The 19,719-nt window shown below is 53.1% G+C and carries 21 protein-coding genes and 1 pseudogene; 12 read left to right on the top strand and 10 right to left on the bottom strand.

Features of this window, described 5'->3' with window-relative positions; translation table 11 throughout:
* Nucleotides 1–7: 7 nt before the first annotated feature.
* The 4 genes from ACLQMU_RS05860 to ACLQMU_RS05875 form a co-directional block, all read right to left on the bottom strand.
* Entirely contained in the window at nucleotides 8–418 is a 411-nt protein-coding gene (locus tag ACLQMU_RS05860) for a molybdopterin dinucleotide binding domain-containing protein (protein WP_422148549.1), read from the bottom strand.
* Nucleotides 419–440: 22 nt separating this feature from the next.
* Nucleotides 441–704, bottom strand: coding sequence for a 4Fe-4S binding protein (locus ACLQMU_RS05865; RefSeq protein ID WP_422148550.1), 264 nt, complete (start codon nucleotides 702–704; stop codon nucleotides 441–443).
* Between the two features lie 509 nt (nucleotides 705–1,213).
* On the bottom strand, nucleotides 1,214–1,498 hold the full coding sequence (locus tag ACLQMU_RS05870) for a hypothetical protein (protein ID WP_422148551.1): 285 nt from the start codon (nucleotides 1,496–1,498) through the stop codon (nucleotides 1,214–1,216).
* Between the two features lie 205 nt (nucleotides 1,499–1,703).
* The gene (locus tag ACLQMU_RS05875; protein WP_424040805.1) at nucleotides 1,704–2,582 is read right to left on the bottom strand and encodes a DUF4349 domain-containing protein; all 879 of its coding nucleotides are present in this window, start codon (nucleotides 2,580–2,582) and stop codon (nucleotides 1,704–1,706) included.
* A gap of 379 nt (nucleotides 2,583–2,961) precedes the next feature.
* On the opposite strand from ACLQMU_RS05875, the gene ACLQMU_RS05880 reads away from it, so the two are divergent.
* Nucleotides 2,962–5,499, top strand: coding sequence for a hybrid sensor histidine kinase/response regulator (locus ACLQMU_RS05880; protein WP_424040803.1), 2,538 nt, complete (start codon nucleotides 2,962–2,964; stop codon nucleotides 5,497–5,499).
* 151 nt (nucleotides 5,500–5,650) lie between these two features.
* On the top strand, nucleotides 5,651–6,088 hold the full coding sequence (locus ACLQMU_RS05885) for an HIT family protein (protein WP_424040801.1): 438 nt from the start codon (nucleotides 5,651–5,653) through the stop codon (nucleotides 6,086–6,088).
* A gap of 42 nt (nucleotides 6,089–6,130) precedes the next feature.
* Here ACLQMU_RS05885 and ACLQMU_RS05890 read toward each other — a convergent pair whose 3' ends face one another.
* A complete protein-coding gene (locus tag ACLQMU_RS05890) occupies nucleotides 6,131–7,450 on the bottom strand; it encodes a tetratricopeptide repeat protein (RefSeq protein ID WP_424040799.1) in 1,320 nt (439 codons plus the stop codon).
* Nucleotides 7,451–7,661: 211 nt separating this feature from the next.
* On the opposite strand from ACLQMU_RS05890, the gene ACLQMU_RS05895 reads away from it, so the two are divergent.
* On the top strand, nucleotides 7,662–8,165 hold the full coding sequence (locus tag ACLQMU_RS05895) for a shikimate kinase (RefSeq protein WP_443673604.1): 504 nt from the start codon (nucleotides 7,662–7,664) through the stop codon (nucleotides 8,163–8,165).
* Between the two features lie 399 nt (nucleotides 8,166–8,564).
* Here the strand turns inward: ACLQMU_RS05895 and ACLQMU_RS05900 are convergent, their stop codons facing one another.
* Nucleotides 8,565–8,774, bottom strand: coding sequence for a hypothetical protein (locus tag ACLQMU_RS05900; RefSeq protein ID WP_422148558.1), 210 nt, complete (start codon nucleotides 8,772–8,774; stop codon nucleotides 8,565–8,567).
* 191 nt (nucleotides 8,775–8,965) lie between these two features.
* Here ACLQMU_RS05900 and ACLQMU_RS05905 point away from each other — a divergent pair, with 191 nt between their 5' ends.
* Complete coding sequence (locus tag ACLQMU_RS05905; RefSeq protein ID WP_422148559.1) at nucleotides 8,966–10,702, top strand: hypothetical protein; 1,737 nt, start codon at nucleotides 8,966–8,968, stop codon at nucleotides 10,700–10,702.
* Between the two features lie 171 nt (nucleotides 10,703–10,873).
* Here ACLQMU_RS05905 and ACLQMU_RS05910 read toward each other — a convergent pair whose 3' ends face one another.
* Genes ACLQMU_RS05910 through ACLQMU_RS05925 form a run of 4 tightly spaced genes read right to left on the bottom strand, consistent with a single transcriptional unit; the run spans nucleotide 10,874 to nucleotide 11,501 of the window.
* Entirely contained in the window at nucleotides 10,874–11,011 is a 138-nt protein-coding gene (locus ACLQMU_RS05910; RefSeq protein ID WP_422148560.1) for a HepT-like ribonuclease domain-containing protein, read from the bottom strand.
* A 43-nt stretch (nucleotides 11,012–11,054) separates the two neighbouring features.
* Entirely contained in the window at nucleotides 11,055–11,216 is a 162-nt protein-coding gene (locus ACLQMU_RS05915) for a HepT-like ribonuclease domain-containing protein (RefSeq protein WP_422148561.1), read from the bottom strand.
* Nucleotides 11,209–11,361: a hypothetical protein gene (locus ACLQMU_RS05920; RefSeq protein ID WP_422148562.1), complete on the bottom strand. Its 153-nt coding sequence runs from the start codon at nucleotides 11,359–11,361 to the stop codon at nucleotides 11,209–11,211. Before ACLQMU_RS05920 ends, ACLQMU_RS05915 begins: the two co-directional genes overlap by 8 nt.
* Entirely contained in the window at nucleotides 11,361–11,501 is a 141-nt protein-coding gene (locus tag ACLQMU_RS05925) for a hypothetical protein (RefSeq protein ID WP_422148563.1), read from the bottom strand. The genes ACLQMU_RS05920 and ACLQMU_RS05925 overlap by 1 nt, the downstream gene beginning before the upstream one ends.
* 373 nt (nucleotides 11,502–11,874) lie before the next feature.
* Here ACLQMU_RS05925 and ACLQMU_RS05930 point away from each other — a divergent pair, with 373 nt between their 5' ends.
* The 8 genes and pseudogenes from ACLQMU_RS05930 (at nucleotide 11,875) to ACLQMU_RS05965 (ending at nucleotide 19,384) form a co-directional block, all read left to right on the top strand.
* A complete protein-coding gene (locus tag ACLQMU_RS05930) occupies nucleotides 11,875–13,182 on the top strand; it encodes a hypothetical protein (protein WP_424039474.1) in 1,308 nt (435 codons plus the stop codon).
* Nucleotides 13,183–13,245: 63 nt separating this feature from the next.
* The gene (locus ACLQMU_RS05935) at nucleotides 13,246–14,550 is read left to right on the top strand and encodes a WD40 repeat domain-containing protein (RefSeq protein WP_443673605.1); all 1,305 of its coding nucleotides are present in this window, start codon (nucleotides 13,246–13,248) and stop codon (nucleotides 14,548–14,550) included.
* Between the two features lie 1,175 nt (nucleotides 14,551–15,725).
* Nucleotides 15,726–16,115: a nucleotidyltransferase family protein gene (locus ACLQMU_RS05940; RefSeq protein WP_443673606.1), complete on the top strand. Its 390-nt coding sequence runs from the start codon at nucleotides 15,726–15,728 to the stop codon at nucleotides 16,113–16,115.
* Entirely contained in the window at nucleotides 16,112–16,417 is a 306-nt protein-coding gene (locus tag ACLQMU_RS05945; protein WP_422149892.1) for a nucleotidyltransferase family protein, read from the top strand. Before ACLQMU_RS05940 ends, ACLQMU_RS05945 begins: the two co-directional genes overlap by 4 nt.
* 105 nt (nucleotides 16,418–16,522) lie before the next feature.
* Nucleotides 16,523–16,780, top strand: a pseudogene (locus tag ACLQMU_RS05950) (HepT-like ribonuclease domain-containing protein); the annotation flags it as partial.
* 191 nt (nucleotides 16,781–16,971) lie between these two features.
* Nucleotides 16,972–17,298: a PadR family transcriptional regulator gene (locus ACLQMU_RS05955; protein WP_422149893.1), complete on the top strand. Its 327-nt coding sequence runs from the start codon at nucleotides 16,972–16,974 to the stop codon at nucleotides 17,296–17,298.
* Entirely contained in the window at nucleotides 17,285–18,544 is a 1,260-nt protein-coding gene (locus tag ACLQMU_RS05960) for a DUF1700 domain-containing protein (RefSeq protein WP_422149894.1), read from the top strand. Before ACLQMU_RS05955 ends, ACLQMU_RS05960 begins: the two co-directional genes overlap by 14 nt.
* A 6-nt stretch (nucleotides 18,545–18,550) precedes the next feature.
* Nucleotides 18,551–19,384, top strand: a complete 834-nt coding sequence (locus ACLQMU_RS05965; RefSeq protein WP_422149895.1) for an EFR1 family ferrodoxin — start codon at nucleotides 18,551–18,553, stop codon at nucleotides 19,382–19,384.
* Nucleotides 19,385–19,719: the final 335 nt, after the last annotated feature.

Here is a 19,719-nt window from a genome sequence, read left to right on the forward strand (position 1 = left end):
TTGCTCGTCACTTCCTTAAGAGTCCGCAGGCGTCCTGCAATACTTCGATGGCGCCCATGATGCGTTCATTCGCGGCAACCTCGACATCCACCGGGAATCCCTTGAAGCAGGGCTCGCCCGTTGAAAAGGTATAGGCCGGTACGATACGGTTTGCCCATGGTCCCATCGGGATGTGGGCCAGGCCCGGGACAAGGTCCTCGGTGGTCTCGACCGCTTTGACAACGACGCTGCCGACCGAGCTTGTGACCTTGACATTGGTGTTCCTCCATGCGCCGAGCCGCTTGAAATCGTCAGGGTGCATCTGGATGATCGTGCAGGCATCGAAATATTTCTGGGACGTTTTGCCTGCTTCCATGCCGACACCCTGTTTGATGGTACGGCACGTGATCAGATTGAGGGTAATTTTTTTCTCTGGCATTCGTATCTCCTCGGGTTTACCATCAGATTTTGGCCGGGATCTCGGTCATGCCTTTTCCGGAAAGGCTGATCACGCCATACGGGCATGCCTCCACGCATACGCCGCATCCTGCGCAAAGTTCAGTCTTGACATCAAGGCTGACAGCGACACCGTCCTGCACCTGGTATATCTTCTCGTTGGTGACAGGATCGAGCGTAAAAAGCTCGAGTGCGTTGACCGGGCAGGCAACAACACAATTATTGCAGCCGGTACAGCGTTCCATGTTTACATGTACAGCAAAAGCCATGCACATCACACACAAATTAAGACAAAATTTCTTCGTTCAAATTTGCCTTAATTGGAAAGTTTTCCAGAATAATAATTAAAGATTCCTGAATTTACAGACTGTAAAGTGCAAAAAATTAACCATCTGTTTAGATTTTCATGAAAGATTAACACATGATGTTGTTTTTTCCAATATGTTGACAACCGGTGAAAGATATTTTTCACATGGGAAGAATCCGGGTTGCACGATAATTTGTATAAACTTCATTGAATATCCATTATTATTTTTATGTGTCCTTGTTGCCTCAAACGCGCAAAAACCGGCCCTGCCGGACCAGCTCCTGTATGCATGCGCCGCATGGTACCAGGCAGGATACCTACCCGGGTGCTTGTTGGAGGGAGATTGCCCGGCGATCATCACCATCCATGGGGGATAAGGATCCCCCTCATCACAGCTGATAAGGATTCCCGGAATGTGATCCTGCCGGATCCTTCCAGCCCCCCTGCCCGGTCCGCCGCGAGAGGTACCCCTCAGGGGCAGTGGCAGAGGCCGTCGTCTGGAGTGGCTGTCAGAGTGGCCGTGGGTGCGCCCACTGGCTCCATCGGGCAGTTGCAGATACGTGCCGGCGGGGTCAGCAGGGGGAGAGTGCTCGTATTCCCGGTATCCGGGGTCACGTTAGATGTGAAGGGTGGTGAAACCGGTTGCGGTACAGCCGTTGGAGCGGGAGCGCTCACGCAGGCACAGGCAAACAAGGCGAACATGACCAATGCGGCGACAAGCAGGGGAACCGTCAGCGTTTTTTTATCCACAGGCATATGCAGGAGCTTGCACGAAACAGGCAATAATTATTGCCTTGATTACGAAATTATTCGTAGTTATCATAAAAAAGTTTACATCTTACCCTTATTTTAGTTATTTATCGGAGATACTGGTATTACCCGTGCCTGCCGCAGGAGGCCTGCAGGAATTGTGCGGTGACAAAAAGAGTGAGAGATCCCCGGCGGGCCCGCTCGAGCCCACCTAGGGCTGTGCCGGCCGCCTGGCCTTCCAGAACCGGTAGCCGGCATAGGCTACGCCGCCGATGATAATGAGCGGGAGGACACTGATCACGAACACGATGATCGCGTCAATTACGCCAAAGAAACCGGCGATGCCCTCGTTGATTGCGGTCACAAAGTCATGGCCCTGCGTGCCCCCGACCGGTGCCGGTTCCTGCAGGGAGACGGTGATAGTCGCGTAGTCGACCTGGCTGTTGAGGTACTTCATCTGGCCGGTGACCCGGTCAAGGTTTGTCTGCACAGCATCGATTTGCTGCTGGATGGCAAGGACGTCATCGACCTTTGTCGCGTTCTTCATGATCAGGTTGTACTGGGCGATCTGGTTCTGGTACGCGGTGATCTGTGCCTGGACATCGACGTACTCCGCGGTCACGTCCTGGCCCTGCGTGGAGAGGCTTGTCACCTTCCCGGTTGCCTGCACACCGGAGAGTACGCTGTCGAACTGGTTTGCAGGGATCCGGATAACGACGGTCCCGTACGGCTGGCCGTTATAATTCGTCCCGATGTTCGTGGTCGATACGTATCCCCCGGCGCTGGTGCAAATCCCTTCGACCGCCGCCGCGGCACCGGAGACATTGCTCACTTCAAGCGTGAGGTCCGCGGTTTTGATGATCTTCGTTTCAACACCCTGTCCCGGCATTCCTCCCGGGGTGGGGGCCGCGGTCGGCACCGGAGCCCTCACCATGAGTGCCTGATCTGAATAACCGGAGACTGCGCCCCCGCTCCCTGCGGGTGCCGGTGCGATCGTGGATTTCGCGGTGCTGCCCTGAAGGCTGGTGCACCCGGCCACGATCACGGCCGCGATGCACACGATGAGGATGACAAGGGTCTTGTAATTCATACAATCGTATCAAACGGGAAAATATAAATATCCGGCGATAACTTCGAATATTCCCGCAGTTATCCCGGGATTCCGGGCGATCCACAGGTTTTTTCAGGGTGTTTCCCATTCAATGGAGGGACATGGGCCCCTTATGCCACCCGGTCCTGCTTCATAAAGGGGGCATCCCGTAATTCGTGCCATCCCTTCCTGTCGCGGCGCTGACGGCAGGCTGCTTAAACCATGCGCATCATGCAGGATCGACCAAGCGCAGCGCCCGGACCGGTGCCCGCCGACGTTTTCGCACAAGTAAGGTCATCCTCCAGGAGATTATTTTCGAATATTTATTCAGCTATGAATCACCACCTATTCAAATCCGGTTATATTTACTATGTGTCCGATGTGTTCAGTCCTGTATGTTGATGACGAACAACTGCTCCTCGATCTGTGCAGGTCGTACCTTGAGAAGAGCGGGGATTTCAGGATCGAAACGACCGGTTCGGCACCTGAAGCGATTGAAAAAATACAGAATACATCCTACGATGCCATCGTGTCCGATTACCAGATGCCGGGGATGGACGGGATCGTATTTCTCAAAGAAGTCCGGTCGCGGTTCGGGGACATCCCGTTCATTCTTTTCACGGGAAAAGGACGTGAAGAAATCGCAATAGAAGCGATCAACAACGGGGCCGACTTCTATCTCCAGAAGGGCGGCGATCCCAGATCGCAGTTCGCCGAACTTGCACATAAGATCAGGAAGGCCGTCGAGCGCAGGAGGGCGATAGAAGAACTGCGGGACAACGAATCCCAGCTCAGGCTGCTCCAGATTTCGGTCGACCAGGCATCCGATGAAGTGTACTGGCTGGATTTCGAAGGGAAGATCCTGTATGTGAACGATTCGGCCTGCCGGAACACCGGGTACTCGCGGGAGGAATTCCTGAAGATGACGGTCTTTGATCTGGATCCGGATTTCACCTCCGAAATGTGGGAGAGATCCAAGTGTATCCTCAAAGAGAAAAAAACGAACGTTTTCACGACACGGCACCGTTATAAGGACGGGACGATTGTCGATGTAGAAATAATGACCAATTATGTTTCAAAGGATGGCAGGGACTACAGTTTCGCATTCTCCCGGGACATTACCCGGAGAAAACAGGCCGAGGATGCGTTGAGGGAGAGCGAAGAGAGGTTCGAGGTTCTTGCAGAATCATCACTGGACGGTATTCTCGTCACCGATCTCGAAGGCCGGGTCCTCACCGCAAATCACGCGTGCCTCGCCATGTTCGAAATCGACGGTCTGCCTGATCGCCAGCCGTTGAACATATTTGAAAATCTTACACCGGATTCCGTGAATGCTGCCAGGCACGATTTTTTTGCCATGCGTCCGGACAAGAAAGGCGTCACACGGACATACTTCGCGATCACTGCACGGGGGAAGAATGTGTATATCGAGACCCTCGGGAACAGGATCACGTACAAGGGAGCACCGGCCAATATCATCTCCATCCGGGATGTAACTGCCCGGCATGAGATGGAGGAACGGCTCCGGGAGAGCGAGAGGAGGTTTAGGACCCTGTCCGATGGCGCCCTGGAAGGCATAATGATTCACGACAAGGGTGTCATCAGTGACTGCAACCGGCGGTTTGCCGAATTATTCGGGTACCGGCCCGAAGAGATTATCGGCCGGAACGGGTTTGAATTCATGATGACTCCCGAATCCCACGCCCGGATCTCCGACTGGAAACAACAGGGTGCCGGAGGCACGATCGATATTGTCGGCACCAGGAAGAACGGGACCCTCTTCTCTGGCGAGACATCATCCGCCCCCATACTGTGGCAGGGACGACCCCAGCGGATTGTCCAGATGCGCGATATCACCGACAGGAAACTGGCGGAAGATGCACTGCGGGAAAGCGAGGAGCGGTACCGGCGGCTCATTGCGCAATCCTTCGATGCGGTTGTCATTCACCAGGACGGACAAGTCGTTTTTGCAAACGATGCTGCGGCAAGGCTGGTGAAGGCAAAAAGTCCTGATGAGATCATCGGGAGGGCGACCCTCGATTTCGTCGATCCGGCATTCTTCGGTATTGTAAGCGAGCGGATCGGGATAATGCTGGAAAATCCCGGTGCAACGGTCCCCCTGATCGAAGAGCGGTTCCATTGTGTTGACGGGACAACTGTTGACGTGGAGGTAATCGCAACCGCTACCGTGTACCAGGGAAAGTCGGCGGTCCAGGTCGTAGGCCGCGATATTTCCGGGCGCAAGCAGGCCGAGGAAGCGCTGCGCGCCGCAAACCGGCAGCTCAATCTCCTCAACAGCATCACACGCCACGATATTCTCAACAAGGTTATGGAAATTTCCGGGTACCTGGAACTTGTAAAACAGGAGCCGCTCGATCCGAAGGTAATGGACATGGTGGGAATCCTTGCGTCCACCACCCGGTCGATCGGCGAGCACATTGAGTTCACCAGGATTTACCAGGACCTCGGCTCCACGGAATCGCGGTGGCAGGATCTTGCCCGGGTACTCCCTCCCCGTTCCCAGGTCCCCCCGGGAGTAACCCTGCAGTCTGATGTCGGGGGTGTCGAGGTATATGGGGATCCGATTCTTGAAAGAATCTTTTTCAACCTTCTGGACAATACCCTGCGTCATGGCAGGCATGCAACAACGATCCGGGTGTATGCCCGTGAATGCCCAGACGGGCTGGACATCTTCTGGGAGGATGACGGCATCGGGATTCCGGTACAAGAGAAGGAGAAGATTTTCCAGCGGGGCTATGGGAAAAACACCGGCCTTGGCCTCTTTTTAGCCAGGGAAATCCTTTCCATAACCGGGATCGCCATCAGCGAGACCGGGGAGCCGGGCCGGGGCGCACGCTTCGAGATGAAGGTGCCGCACGGGAGGTACCGGATTCCCCCGGGGGGAAATGCGGACTGAGGGGAGGAAAAAACCCGTGTTGCCGGGCCGGGAGAGGGGGGGTCACGTTCCCGTTTCGCGGGGAGGAGGGCGGACGCGTGCTGCAGGAGACGGCCATCCGGAACCTTAAAAAGAAATGCCACGATCATACTTGTGTCGAGAGGTCAAACGTATGGTGTCTTCCCAAAAATGCCCGTTCTGCAATCCCATCGCGGATGAGATTGTCGCACAGAACGATCTCTGCTATGCCCGCTGGGACCGGTTCCCGGTCAGCAGGGGGCACCTGCTCGTGATCCCGTTCCGCCATGAGCCGGATTTTTTCTCGCTCTTTATTGAGGAAAAACAGGCGATGGTCGCCCTCATTGACGTGTGCAAAGGCATCGTCGGGGAACAATTCCAGCCGGCCGGTTACAACATCGGAGTCAACGTGGGCGAGGCAGCCGGGCAGACCATTATGCACTGCCATTGCCACGTGATCCCCCGGTATGCCGGCGATGTCCGGGACCCCCGAGGCGGGGTGCGGTGGGTTGTGCCAAAAAAGAGGGGAAATGAGATTACCGGGGACGTATCCGGGCACATTAGGCACGGGAGAGATCCGGTCTTTTTTTAGAAAGGCCTGCACTTTACCCACTTGCGTGTCTGCCCGGGCCCTTCAACTGCTGTTGAAGAGCATCGCTGCGGACGGCCCGGCCATTCCTGCCTCATCGTGCCCGATCCCCGGCACCACATAATATTCCCAGTCCAGCGGAACACCCAGACCTGCTGCTTCTGCCTGTGCGGTGGCAAAATACGTCTTTGCCCGCTCGAACCGGGTGCTGCCCTGCGCCTCGGCCCCGGGGAAGTTCGCGAGGCTGGTGTCGTTCGGGTTCGTGTCGCTCCCGCCGGACATAATAATGAGTTTGCGGGCGAACACGTCCGGAAGCCGGTTCTTTGGAAGCGGCGAGTCTTTCAGGCCTAACGGGTACGGGACCGAATAGTCAGGCATGACATATACCCCGGCGTTCGCTGCTACTGCACGGTTGTACCTGGCATCGGGGAGAAACGTCACCATCCGGTGGACGAACTGGGCGCCTGCGCTGTGCCCGTCGAGGAAATAGGTGGGCTGTGTCGCCCCGCTCTTTTCGCGGACGTAATCGAAGAGGTGCTCAACGGCCATGAATGACCAGTTCGCTTTCGGCACCCAGTTCTTGTCATCATAGGTGTTCCCTAAGGAGTACCACATGTCGCCGGGGTAATACTGCTGGGAGAATTCCGGGACGACCAGAAGCGCGGAGTACTGTTCGGCATAGGGGATCCAGGTTTCCCGGGGGGGCAGCCCGTCGCGGCCCGCCCCGGGCATGACGAACAGTACCGGGCCGGACTGGTTCCATGCCGCCGGCCGGTAGGTGTACACCGTTATCGGGCGATCAGCATTCCCGAGCGAATCGTTGAACACGAATTGCCCCCTTCCCACCGGAATACCTTCAGGTCCGCTCCCGGGAGGCTGTGTTGTCGCTGGTACTGCAGGGGTTGCCAGCGCTGCTGCCGGTGACGCAGGCAGGGTGGTGCCGGCGTTATCCTGCAGGCTTTTCATGGCGAGGAGCCCACCGGCTACGATTCCTATGACCACGATCACGATGACTGCTGCCACAACGATCCGCGGGTGTTTCCGTGCCGTTGCCACGGGGACCTTTGGCAGGGGAGTGCCTGCCGGCCCCGGTGCAGTTTTCTGGTTGTTTAACAGGTCGAGAACTATGTTCCTTGCTTTTTTGGCATTTTCGTAACCGGGACTGAGAGATAATGCTTTATTGACGGACCGTAGGGCCTCCTCGTACTGGTCGGCCTGGACAAGCGCTAACCCACGGTTATTCCATACTTCGGCGATGGCTGGATCGATAGCGATTGATTTGTCAAATGCCGTTATTGCACGCCGGTAATAGCCTTTTTCGTAAAGGGCCACCCCTTCTTCAAACCACCGTGCGGCCTCATCCATGATATATAAAAAACTCTTATATGATATACGAATTCCGGCTTCCGGGGAATTCATCGATGCACACCGGAACACCAATACCGGCAACATTTCCGTCCCTTACCGGATTGAAAATGCAGGGATACCGTTGAAAAAAGAAGCCGGGTCCAGGAAAAAACTACCGGACCGGAAACCGTTTTCCGGTGATTAGGAGCCCGGAGGGTGCACAATGCCCATGAAAAACATTGTTCTTATCGGCATGCCCGGCGCAGGGAAGAGCACTGTCGGCGTCATCCTTGCAAAAACGCTCGGGATGACGTTTGTCGACACCGATATCGCGATACAGGAACAGGCCGGCCGGCTCCTGCAGGAGATTATCGACTCGGAAGGGCCGGACGCGTTCCTCGCGACCGAGGAAGGGACCGTCCTGTCCATTCACTGCCGCAATTCCGTCATCGCCACCGGGGGCAGCGTGGTTTTTTCGAGAAAAGCGATGGATCACCTGAAGAAGGCCGGCGTTGTCGTGTACCTGGAGATCTCCTGCGAAGAGATGATCCGCAGGCTCAAAAACATCACGACCCGGGGGATTGTCCTTGTTGCGGGCCAGAGTCTTTCCGATATGTATTACGAAAGGGTCCCGCTGTACGAGAAGTACGCCGATATCACGGTCGATTGCGAAGAGGAGGATTTCGAGGAAGTCGTGGGGAAGGTGATCGGGGAGATTGTCGGGGTTTTTTAGAGGACGCTTCAACAGGAGCTTTTGCCTCACAACCAGCGCAGCCTTGCAGGATAGAATTTTATAAAAAAATGTGTTTTTGTAGAAAACCTGTTTTTAAATTAGTGCAGCCCCCTCTTCGCGCCACCTGCCCCCCCAATGGACGGGGCGCACATGCGATGCTTCTGTATTACCTGTGTCGGGGGGCATACCTGAGTACGCGTAATACAGAGCACTGTCGCAACCGGGGGATGCCACAAGCATGCGGGCGCGAAGGCAAAAAGTGCCGGAGACCTAAAAGAGCGATCATACAATCTGTTCATGGATTTCTCCAGAGCAAAAAAATGGAAATGCGTACCGGAATGGAGGCAGAAGATCTGTTTTTGGGCGCTCACTAATTTATTAGTAAAATAAATTACATTTTCACCAAAACCCGGTGGTAGTGTCTGGATTTTTTTTAGGATTTTCAACTGCAGTATGAGAGAAAATATTTCCGGTACCGAAAATATTCAGGGCCTCACCCATGAAACCGGGAAGAAGGTGAGACCCGTTTTGATGAATCCTGCATGAAAAATAAAGGGAATCTATTGTTACATAATCAAATCCCGGTTTCCTGCAGAAACTCCTGTTCATATTACCAGAGTTAACAAATTGTAAAATTCATTTGCCAGCGTTTTATATACTAATTTTCCCTTAATTTAATAAACCAGGTATACAGACTTATTGAACCGCGACATCTCAAAATTGTGTCTTGATGATACGTTCTTAATACTACGTGCATTCCCTGGTTTTTGATCGATAGTGTGGAGTTGAAACAATTGAGTTTGAAACGGTATAGTCTGGTTCTGGCAGGATTTTTGATCATTGCGCTCGGAGCGATCGTGGCACCGGTGTCAGCAAATACGATTACGATCGATAACAGCTCGCCCACTGCTCTTTCTTACAATATCACCCATAATGTCAATACCGGCGACACCCTCATCCTCAACCCGGGGACATACTTCGAAAATAACATCGCGATCCCGTCCAGTATCACTTCTCTCACGATCGAGGCAAACACGTCCGCGTCAGCTGGTGGCAGCCCGGCAAACACGATCATTGATGCGCAGATGGACGGCATAATCTTCAGCGTTTCCAGTTCTACTACTTACCTCACCATCGACAACCTGACGCTGAAGGACGGGTCTGCATCGGGCAATGGCGGCGCGATCGATTCCTTATCCTCCGGGACACTTGCAGTGACCTCCTCCACGTTCACCAACTGCACGGGGACAGGTTCCAGTAGCAGTCTTGGCGGCGCGATCTATGTCAAGACCGGCACCGTTACGCTGACCTCTTCCAATTTCACCAGCTGCTCGGCATTCCGGGGCGGCGCGATCTATACCGAGACCGGCACCGTTACGCTGACCTCCGCCAATTTCACCGGTTGCAAGGTCACTTCTTCTGGTGGCGATGGCGGCGCAATCGCAATCTATGGCACCGGGACGCTTACCACAACCTCGTCCAATTTCACCAGCTGCGGGGTCACTTCCAATGACAATGGAGGCGCGATCTTTTCCGAAGGCACCGCCAAGGTGACCTCCACCATATTCAAGAATTGCCAGGGAAATAATGGGGGTGCGCTCGCGATCTATGGCGGCACCGTCACGCTGACCTCCTCCACATTCACAAACTGCCAGGCGTCGTATGGCGGAGCGATCTATTCCTCTGGCGTCACACCGAGCATTACCTCCTCCACATTTACCGGCTGTTCGGCAGGCAGCGGACCCGGCGCGATCGCGATATCTAGTGGTAGCATCTCCATGAATTTTTCCCGGATTTACCAGGATGGGACTGAAGCGGTTTTGGTATCTTCAGGCTCAGGATCGGCCGATAATAACTGGTGGGGCCAGAACAGCGGACCTGCCACGGGAGAGGTTTCAGGAATCACGGTCAATTCGTGGTTGATCCTGGGAGCCATAGCCAGCCCGTCCACCCTCTACACCACCGGAACCTCCGCGATCCAGGCGAACCTGACGTACAACCAGACTTCATCCGGAAGTAATTTCAATACCGCGGGTGGGGGGGTGTTCCTTGCGGACGGCATACCTGTCACGTTTGCGATAAAAAGCGGAAGCGGCAGCATCCTGCCTTTGGCCGGGAATACAACGAGCGGCACGAACACGACGACGTTTACCCCCACGGCAGTCGGGACGGTAATGATCAATGCCACCGTTGACGGACAGGATGTAAGCGCCTATATTTCAGTATCAGAGCCGACACCAACACCTACACCTGCACCAGCATCAGCTAATTCTGGCGGCCAGAGCCGTACCGATTACTGGGCACAATCCGGTAACAGCGAGGATTATGGGTACACCGGCCCGGCACCCACCCCATTAATAGCCAATCCGACACCGTTACCCAGTGTGCAGCAGACCGCCAGTGCGCCGGTTACGCCATCGGCTACGGCACCCCCGCTCCCCACCAATACGCCCCGGTCCGGGCTTGACGCGGTACCGGTTATAGGGGCACTTGGCCTCTGTGGTGCGATCTTCCTTTTCTGGAAGAACGGAAATTAACTATTTTTTTTAATACGCCTCATGCAACCTGGGGTGGACGAGACTGCCGGTTTCGTCACGGCAGAACGAGTATGCCAATGTGTTTAATCTCGTTGAAGTGACGTGAGGGGCGGGTTTATCGGGAACGAGGTCCCGGTGATGGCAGAGGAGTCCGGCCGGCAGTTATTCCCCTTATTTCATGAGCGTGCGGATCTGATCCATGAGCACCGGCAGTTCGTCATGGATACTGGTCCATAAGAGATGCCAGTCTACCCGGAAATACCGGTGGGTTACAATATCCCGTACCCCGTCAAGTCCGCTCCAGTCCACTTCCGGGGTGGCGGGCGATCAGTTCCGGCGGCCGAGTTCTTTCCTAAGCTTCGCCAATTATCTGGATATTGCGGAGGATGGCATCCTGTGTTCTTTGATCCTCCATGAGCTGCTCAAAGGAAAAGCCGGCACAGAAGGTTTCGATCTTTTCTATGGCCTGGGAAATATCGTACAGCAGGAGAGAGGCCGTGCGTTTCTCAGGCATAGACTACCTCGTGCATCACCTGGTCGCGGATCAGCGGGTGCAGGCCGTCGGGAGTGACAAGGTCGATCCGGAGATTGAGCCGCCGTGAGAGCAGGTCTTTTAAGTGCACAAATGCCATCATGCCTATCGGCCGGGAGAATTCCACTACGAGGTCGAGATCGCTCTCGTCTGTCTGCGCTTTTTTGCGTACGACCCAAAGATCCCTATCCTTTTGATGTGGTACTGGTCCTCAAGCTCGTGCCTCATGCCCCGCAGCTGCTCCAGTATCCCGGCAGTGTCCTGCATATGCTTAGTGGGAGATATGGGCATTTTCCCTATATGAGCGATATGGCAGGAAGAAGGGACAGGAGATAAGGATTTTTGCCGGGGGATATCCCGGCCAGGGGCTGCCAGCCGTCTCTTACTGTTTCCCGCCCAGCATTCTGCCGATCCGGAAAACCGGTAGACATACGAGTTAGAATCCTTATATCTGCCGTCGCGAACACGCCAAAGCGTGGACAGCCGGGGGGTTGTCCCGCAATCAGGAGGTCGGGCCCGCCCCACGTCAAATTGCGGCCGGGCCCGGTCCCGCCCGAAGGTATGAGATCATGTACTCATCAGGTTATGAATCTTGTTCCCATGCCTCCGGGTGAAACAAAAATGTGCAGAGGTAAAGAACATGAAAACACTAAAAATTGGCGTCATGCTGCTGGCACTGCTGCTGGCGGCGATGGTGATGGTACCTATGGCAAGTGCCGATGAGAAACAACTTGATGAGCAGTCTGCTGTTTCATCAAATGACGTGGTTGAATCAAATTATGTATCAATTAGTACCGCACGAGAACACGCAATTGTTGCGATTCTTGATTTTTCTTCGAAAAATCTAATCGATCAAATCTGGAATGGCGCAACAGTAGATCCGAAACCTCAGTTAATCTATGACTTGAATGGAAAGATCCTCTTCTACCAGTTTTCTGCAGAGAAAAAAGGGGAAAAAATAGGGGAGATCCTTGTATCAGCTAGCAAGGTACTCGGAGTGTCAGTGCAGAAAATTAGTGATGCCAGTTCTTATGATCTGAAGAAAAGTGAAATTAATGCTCGGCAACTGGCAGAGAAAAATTATCCCGGTTATTCAATCCAGTCAACGAAAATAGTATCATATAGTTACCCGAAAATGGGAATAATGGTACAACTTGTAAATAAATCAACAACGGAATATCAGGATATCCTGTTTGATGCATACACCTCCCAGATTATTCCTCTAAATAATATGATCTCTGATAATGAGTCTGGTGCATTTTCATATTATGGAAGTATTCCGGAGTCTTCATTTTCAGACAATATCGCTCACTGGAATACAAATGATCTTCAGATAAGTAAGATAAAATCCAAAGCTCAATCTTCCGGAATAGATCTTACCGCTCTGAATTCTGATGCAGCAGTTCAATCAATGAATCAGATAATCTCTGATTCAGTAACCGGTGTCTACGAATATGATGAACTACCCAGTAGTTTTCCACGAATCGATCAGGGACAGACACAATGGTGCCAGGTTGCCACGGCTTGGGTAATTACCAAATATTATTACCCCTCAAATACCAGGACCCTCCAGAACATCGCCACTAAAATGCAAATTCCCGATACGGATCACTCTGCCACGTGGGACAAAGAGTTGAATTATTACACCAGCAGTTACCAGAACGGTGCGGCGACCGGAGGACTTGGAAAAACTTCATCATACTATGGGACCCTGGGTGGGAATTATCTGACATATGAAAAAGTAAAGGAACAAATCACTCAGTACCGGGCGCCTTTAAAAGTAGGAAGAAATGGGCACTCGAGAGCTTGTATCGGATACAGCAGAAATCCCGGTGGCGATACGTACTATAAGTTTTCCAATTCGCAGGGAGGAGTTTTCGAGATCGAAGCGGCACCATATCCCTACGGATCCAATACGGGATATAATGATTATATCATAGTCCAATGAAAAACCCATAATTTTTTTAATCAAACTCAATTTTATTAATAGAAACATGAAGGCCGGTGCAACATGAAAAAAAATGACTTCCCTCGCATCCTCTTTTGTGCACTGTTCATAGTATTCCTGATCCCCGTTACCAGTGCGCTTCAACAGTATTCGTGTTTTGATTTTGATCCGATAATCTATGGAAAATCCGTTCAGACCGTTGTCTCACAAGACGGGAAATTTATTGCAACCGGATCTCCGGATTCCGGTACAGTCACTTTGTTTTATCCCAATGGTACGTCTGGATGGAGTTTCCAGACCAACGATAATATTACCAGTGTCGCAATGTCAAACGATGGGGGTTTTGTTACTGCCGCCACGTATCACGGGAATTTGTATTATTTTGATAACTCGGGAAAACTTCTCTGGAACGAGACGGGGTTTGGATGCAATAATCAGGTAGAATTATCCAGTGACGGCCGAAGTGGTTTTGTATTTAACAGCGGAACAAAAGATCACCAGGATAGCGATACGACGTTCTATTTTGATTTTAATGGGACAGTCCTCTGGGAAAAAAATATCCCTCAACTATCCGTCACAGCTATATCATCTGATGCAAAAAACGCAGTTCTCGGGACCCGGGGCCATTATGGGAATGACGTCATAATGATCTCCAGCACCGGGTCTGAAGAATGGCGGAAAAAAATGGCGGAAAACTGGAAGATATCCGGAGTTGTGATATCTGATGACGGTACCACGGTTGCAGCGTCAACTGATACCCGAATAACCCTCTTTAGTAAATGGGGAAAGGTAACCGGTAATATCACTCCAAAATACCTGGTTCGAAGTATCGGAGTTTCACCGGAAGGAATGCTTATCGCTGCCGGTACCCAGTACCAACTCATCTGTTTCAATCAAAGCGGTATGATCCTCTGGGAGTATCCGCTTGATGATTACGTGTATCACATCGAATTTTCTCATAATGGACAAAATCTCGTCGTGGCCTCCCGCGATACAATTTATTATTTTGAGCGGAACGGGACTTGTTTATGGAAATCCACGCTTGATTCGAAACCGGATAGTATTTCAATTTCGCATAATGGTGAGATTATTGTTGTCGGGACGTACAATAATTTATTTGATATAATCGATCAATTCGGGAATACGAAAAAGATCGATCTCGGATCGATTCCCACGATGCCGTTGCCTCCAGTAGAACCGGGTCTTACCGTTCACTCCACTTTTTTTTCGGGCAACAGGTCTGATACAATTGCTGGAGAAACAATTCAATCTCTTTCAGAAACACAGGAGACACCGCTCCCATCGACAATCGCGATTACTTCGCTAGGGATATGTGCTGTAATGGCAGGATACTCCAGGAAAAAATGATGCAGTCTTCTCTTTTTCCCCATCGGATTTTTATTCGTAATGACCCTCATCCAGGAAAAAGCGGAGGGGGGATTCTGCGGGCATTTTGGAAAACTCCGGAGTACCTTCATGGTATCACCGGCTTTTTTGTTAAATGTAGAGTGCCACGTATATGATCCTGGAACATTATCAATGTGTACTGGCAAAAATTTTATATCCAGAATTTAAATACCGGAACCCAGGCCGGAATTCAGTATACCTCGACACCATCGGGATGGATCCAGACCGGAGATATGTACAGCAAAACGGGATATGTTATTTTGCATGACACTTTTTCGTCTTCATGGGGTGTGAGATTTACTTAGGCCGGAACATATGAAGTTGTTGCGAGTGTCGTAGGTACCGGAACTATTCCCAGTGCCCAAAACCGGTTCACGATCACGGTATCGTAGTAATCCCAAAATTCTTTTTAGTATATCGCCAAACAGGGTCTAAAGGAAATTTCATGGAAGATATGTCCGTGTTACTTAATATTGCGTTCATTCTTATGGCACTGGCAGGACTTCTGATCTTTTATTCCTTTCTGGGTGCTGTAATTATCCGTTATTGCGTGAGAATTTTCAAAATCATCTGGATTTCTATTGATTAAGATTCTGTTTTTATTGTTCTCCCGGCTCCTGCCGCCCGCGGGTTGGGATACTACTGCGGACTGCGCATATGGTATGCAAAAAGCCGGGCATCAGTTGTTATCCCGGGCAACGAAGAGTTCGGTTCCCGGTTTACCGGTGTACTCATCGAACCAGCCACGGTCACGCAGGGCATAATCAAGCCCGTAAAACCGCCCGATTCCCCGGCCCAAAAATCCGTGCCCATATATACCACAATTTGCCAAAATACGCCAAAATTGAGCCCCATATAATGCCCATAATCGGGCTATATTCATGTTTTTTCGGCCTCTTTTTCCAGGATGGGTCGGAAGCCCGTTTGGGGTGAGATCAGGGCAGGAATCGGCCTTTATGAGGTCGTTTTATTTCGCCCGATTGCAAAAATAAGGCCTATTTGGGCTTATTTTTAATCGGAGCCCGATACGGGCTTCTTTTGGATCCGGAAAAGGGGAATCCGGGCTCAATCTGGGCCCGGATGGGTGGAGAATATGGGTAGAGGGAATTATGGGGATACCAGCGGGGAGGGGAGGAGTGCACAAAAGGTGCAAAAATCCGGGTCAGGGTACTTCGGTCAATGCATTAATATCCTCTTTTGCCTATGTATTCTGTGAGAAGAACGAGGCGACCGTCATGGACATCTACGAGCTTATCGCACAAAAAAGAACGGACATTCTTGCACTCGCAGATCGGTTCGCCGTAAAGAACATCCGGATCTTCGGCTCGGTCGCCCGCCGGGAAGCAACCGGGAGAAGCGATATCGATTTTTTGGTGGAATTCCCCCCGGGCACATCTCTCCTGACCCATGCCGCGTTCCAGCGGGAGCTCAGAGAACTTCTCGGCAGGGATGTCGATGTCGCATCGGTGAACGGGATTCGTGAGAATTTCAGAAAAACCGTGATGCAGGAAGCCGTGCCCTTATGAGATCCGACCAGGACCAAATTGCATCCATCAAAAAAATTCTCCGCGCCAACAAGGAGATCCTCCGCGACCGGTACAGGGTTAAACGGATCGGGCTCTTTGGCTCGTACGTGAGGGGCGACACCCATAGCGGCAGTGATGTTGACGTGCTCGTGGAATTTTCCGATACTATCAGCCTCCTCAAACTTGTCTCCCTTGAAAATTACCTTACGGCACTCATCGGCATCAAAATCGATGTCGTTCCCCGGGAAGATATCCGCAGGGAGCTTAAAGATGCCATCCTCAAAGAGGCGGTCTACCTGTGAAGGAGCGAGAGAGAAATATCCGGATCTTCTTAAAAGATATTGCCGACAACATCACCCGAACCGAACGCTTCACAGAAGGGATCACGTTTTTAAGAGTTCCGGGACGATGAAAAAACTTATTTTGCAACGGTACAGTGCATCGAAATTATCGGTGAAGCGGCAAAGCACATCCCTCCCACACTGCGGTCCCGGTACCCGGAGGGTCCCTGGAACGATATGGCAGGCATGCGGGACAAATTGATCCACGCATACTTCGGTACAGATCCCCTGAGTGTCTGGAAAGTAGCAAAGGAAGATCTCCCGGTCTTAAAACCCCTGATCGAAAAAGCCCTCCACGATCCCGAAGAAAAAGATACGGACTAAAGAAGCCCCGTTCAGAGCGTCCTTTCCTCTATAATCCCAAAACCTGGCCAGACCGTGCAAAGCCCCGTTCCCCGATGATTTAATATACCACCCATCCCAACACTAACATGTATCTTACAATGCAAGATATTGTGCAACACAACTCAGTACGCCGGCCGGGAACCGGCGTATGAAATCATATCGGGGATGCCATGAATATCCAGTTCAAAAAAGGAGTGCTCGAGATCTGCGTGCTCTCCGTGCTTGCCAGAAAAGACTGTTACGGGTACGAGCTCGTGGACGAGATCTCGAAAAAAATCGACATCGCAGAAGGTACCATCTACCCTTTGCTCCACCGGCTCAAAGACGATGGCCTGGTGACCACGTACCTGCAGGAATCCGGTGAAGGCCCGCCCCGGAAATATTACCGGCTGACCGACACGGGAGGGACAAAAGAACAGGAGCAGCGCGATGAATGGATCCATTTTGCGGCATCTGTCAATGCGCTTTTGGAGGGTGAATCACATGGTGACAACTGAAAAAGAATACCTCGACATACTCAGGGACCGGCTCACCGGGTATGTCACGGGCGAGGACCTCGACGAGGTCATGGAAGAATATGCCGGGCATTTTGCCATCGGGAAGTCCAGAGGGCGGACCGAAGAGGAACTCTGCACAGCGCTCGGCTCGCCCGAAGACGTGGCAAAGGAGATCCGGGCCGCGTTCCTGATCCATAAGGCAGAACAGACGAAAAGCGCCGGCACGATCTGGCAGGCGACCCGGGCAACGACCCGCCTTCACGGCCTTTCTTTCGCCGCGGTGATCGTACCGTTCATCCTCTTTGCCGTAGTCTTTAGCCTGGTCTTTATCGCCGGCCTTGCCATGATCTGCGGCGGGGCGGTCCTGTTGCTCCTTGCCGTCGCAAAACTGCTGGGATTGGCGCTCTCCCTTCCCTGGCATCCCTGGCGCCTCTCCCCGGAACCGGGGGTGCTTGTCTCCATGGGGATCTTTATTGCCGGGATCATTGTCATTACCGCAGATATGTGGCTTGGGCATTTCTTCGGCCGCGTGGCTGTCCGGCACCTCAAGGGAAAGCTCCCGCTAAAAAAAGATGCCGGGTTCTTTTCGCCTTGCGAGGGTGCACCAAGTACAATGGCCATCGGCCGGGACGGCGCAGCGGCACTTGACCTCCAGGTACGCGTGGGTGCCGGCGAGCTCACCTTCGGGAGCGGGACCGACGGCCAGGTCCTCGTGAACATGACCGGCGGTACCGGGGGCTGCTCCGGCCGGTTCACGTACTCTTCCTCGATGGACGGGACAACAAAACGGGTCTGGATCCGGAACCGGCACCCCTCGTGGTGGTGCTCACATGACTGGAGCATGGACGAGAACGCCTACACCGGGGATATCCGGGTCAGCCGCGAAGTCCCGGTTGCGCTTGACATCAAAAATCACGCCGGCCGGACCCGGCTTGCCCTCGGCGAGCTCAGCCTTACGTCTCTGGTGATCAAAAACAGCGTGGGTGAAACACTGATCGATCTTACCGGGTACCATGGCGGGAGTTTCGACGCGGCCATCAAGAATGGCGTAGGGAACCTGGTCCTGCGCCTGCCAAAAGACAGCAACACGACGCTCGTGATCCACCGGGGCGTGGGAAGCACGGATGTCCGGGGGTTTATGGTAAACGGGGATACCTACACAACAACGGCAACACGCCCGGACGCCCCACGGATCACGTTCAGGATCAAGCAGGGCGTCGGGGCAGTCACCGTGGAAGCGGTGTAACGGATCATGAAGACGGTTATTTATTATTTCACCGGCACCGGCAACTCGCTTGCCGCGGCAAAAACGATCGCCGCTGACCTTGGGGACTGCGAGCTGGTACCCATTGCCCCGCTCGCAGATACCACCGGGGACATCGTCCCCTCTGCAGGACGCGTCGGGATTGTCTGCCCGGTCTATGACACCGGCCTTCCCGTGATTGTGGCAGGGTTTGCCGGGCGCCTTGGCCTTGTGGGCACCCGGTACGTCTTTGCTATCGTCACCCTGGGAGGGACCGGGGTCTCTGCGCTACACCAGCTCAACCATATTCTGAAAGAGAAAAACGGCCGCACGCTTGATGCCGCGTTTGCCGTAAAGATGCCCGGCAATTTCCCACCGGTCCACAGGCCCCCCGAAGGTAAAGAGAGGGACGCGATCCTTGCCTCGGCAGACGAATGTCTCAAAGAGATCGCCGGCCGGATAAAAAAAGGCGAACATGTCCCGCCCGGCTTCGCGCCATTCTCGTCATTCATGTACTTCGCCACCTACCGGTTCTTTGCCGGGGCCGTCCATACCGGGGACAAAGATTTCTCGGTCGCAGACACCTGCACCTCCTGCGGTACCTGTGCGATGGTCTGCCCGGTCAACAATATCAAAATGGAAGAGGGCCGGCCGGCCTGGCAGCATCACTGCGAGTTCTGCTGTGCCTGTCTCCACTTCTGCCCGGTCGAAGCAATTGACCTTCATTCCATGCGGGGGACAAAGGGACGGGGACGGTACCGCCACCCGGCGCTAAAGCTGGAAGATATGAAAGTCCAGAACGGCCGATCGGATCCTGGTGTATCCGCAATCAATAAGACATAATCCTCCCGGAACCGTACAAGGACGTGACTCCGGTTACCATCCCTCCGACCGGCGAACCGCCGGGACAGGACCGGTACTGCCGGGCAACAGGCGCAGCAGGTGGCGGGAGTGATGACGGGGACAGGGGGATAATACCCCTCTCCCCCCCCGGGATCGTGACCGGGGATCCCCCTCATTTTTTTGTACCCGGGGGACCGGTTTTGTCGTTCCCGAGAGGACAATAAGAAACCCGGGACAATTCTCTCTGCATCATCAGGCACTTTGCAAAAGACCCTCCCGTGGAAGGGGCGTATTGATCGCAGTGGTTTTGCTCGCAGAACTCCTCAAGCATATAC

This window comes from Methanoregula sp. (assembly GCF_052325125.1).
In the GTDB taxonomy this organism is placed as follows: Archaea; Halobacteriota; Methanomicrobia; order Methanomicrobiales; family Methanospirillaceae; genus Methanoregula.

Coding starts and splice junctions, on each gene's coding strand:
- ACLQMU_RS05860 (WP_422148549.1), bottom strand. CDS start 418: ATGCCAGAGAAAAAAATTACCCTCAATCTGATCACGTGCCGTACCATC.
- ACLQMU_RS05865 (WP_422148550.1), bottom strand. CDS start 704: ATGGCTTTTGCTGTACATGTAAACATGGAACGCTGTACCGGCTGCAAT.
- ACLQMU_RS05870 (WP_422148551.1), bottom strand. CDS start 1,498: ATGCCTGTGGATAAAAAAACGCTGACGGTTCCCCTGCTTGTCGCCGCA.
- ACLQMU_RS05875 (WP_424040805.1), bottom strand. CDS start 2,582: ATGAATTACAAGACCCTTGTCATCCTCATCGTGTGCATCGCGGCCGTG.
- ACLQMU_RS05880 (WP_424040803.1), top strand. CDS start 2,962: ATGTGTTCAGTCCTGTATGTTGATGACGAACAACTGCTCCTCGATCTG.
- ACLQMU_RS05885 (WP_424040801.1), top strand. CDS start 5,651: ATGGTGTCTTCCCAAAAATGCCCGTTCTGCAATCCCATCGCGGATGAG.
- ACLQMU_RS05890 (WP_424040799.1), bottom strand. CDS start 7,450: ATGGATGAGGCCGCACGGTGGTTTGAAGAAGGGGTGGCCCTTTACGAA.
- ACLQMU_RS05895 (WP_443673604.1), top strand. CDS start 7,662: ATGAAAAACATTGTTCTTATCGGCATGCCCGGCGCAGGGAAGAGCACT.
- ACLQMU_RS05900 (WP_422148558.1), bottom strand. CDS start 8,774: ATGAACAGGAGTTTCTGCAGGAAACCGGGATTTGATTATGTAACAATA.
- ACLQMU_RS05915 (WP_422148561.1), bottom strand. CDS start 11,216: ATGCCTGAGAAACGCACGGCCTCTCTCCTGCTGTACGATATTTCCCAG.
- ACLQMU_RS05925 (WP_422148563.1), bottom strand. CDS start 11,501: ATGCAGGACACTGCCGGGATACTGGAGCAGCTGCGGGGCATGAGGCAC.
- ACLQMU_RS05930 (WP_424039474.1), top strand. CDS start 11,875: ATGAAAACACTAAAAATTGGCGTCATGCTGCTGGCACTGCTGCTGGCG.
- ACLQMU_RS05935 (WP_443673605.1), top strand. CDS start 13,246: ATGAAAAAAAATGACTTCCCTCGCATCCTCTTTTGTGCACTGTTCATA.
- ACLQMU_RS05945 (WP_422149892.1), top strand. CDS start 16,112: ATGAGATCCGACCAGGACCAAATTGCATCCATCAAAAAAATTCTCCGC.
- ACLQMU_RS05955 (WP_422149893.1), top strand. CDS start 16,972: ATGAATATCCAGTTCAAAAAAGGAGTGCTCGAGATCTGCGTGCTCTCC.
- ACLQMU_RS05960 (WP_422149894.1), top strand. CDS start 17,285: ATGGTGACAACTGAAAAAGAATACCTCGACATACTCAGGGACCGGCTC.
- ACLQMU_RS05965 (WP_422149895.1), top strand. CDS start 18,551: ATGAAGACGGTTATTTATTATTTCACCGGCACCGGCAACTCGCTTGCC.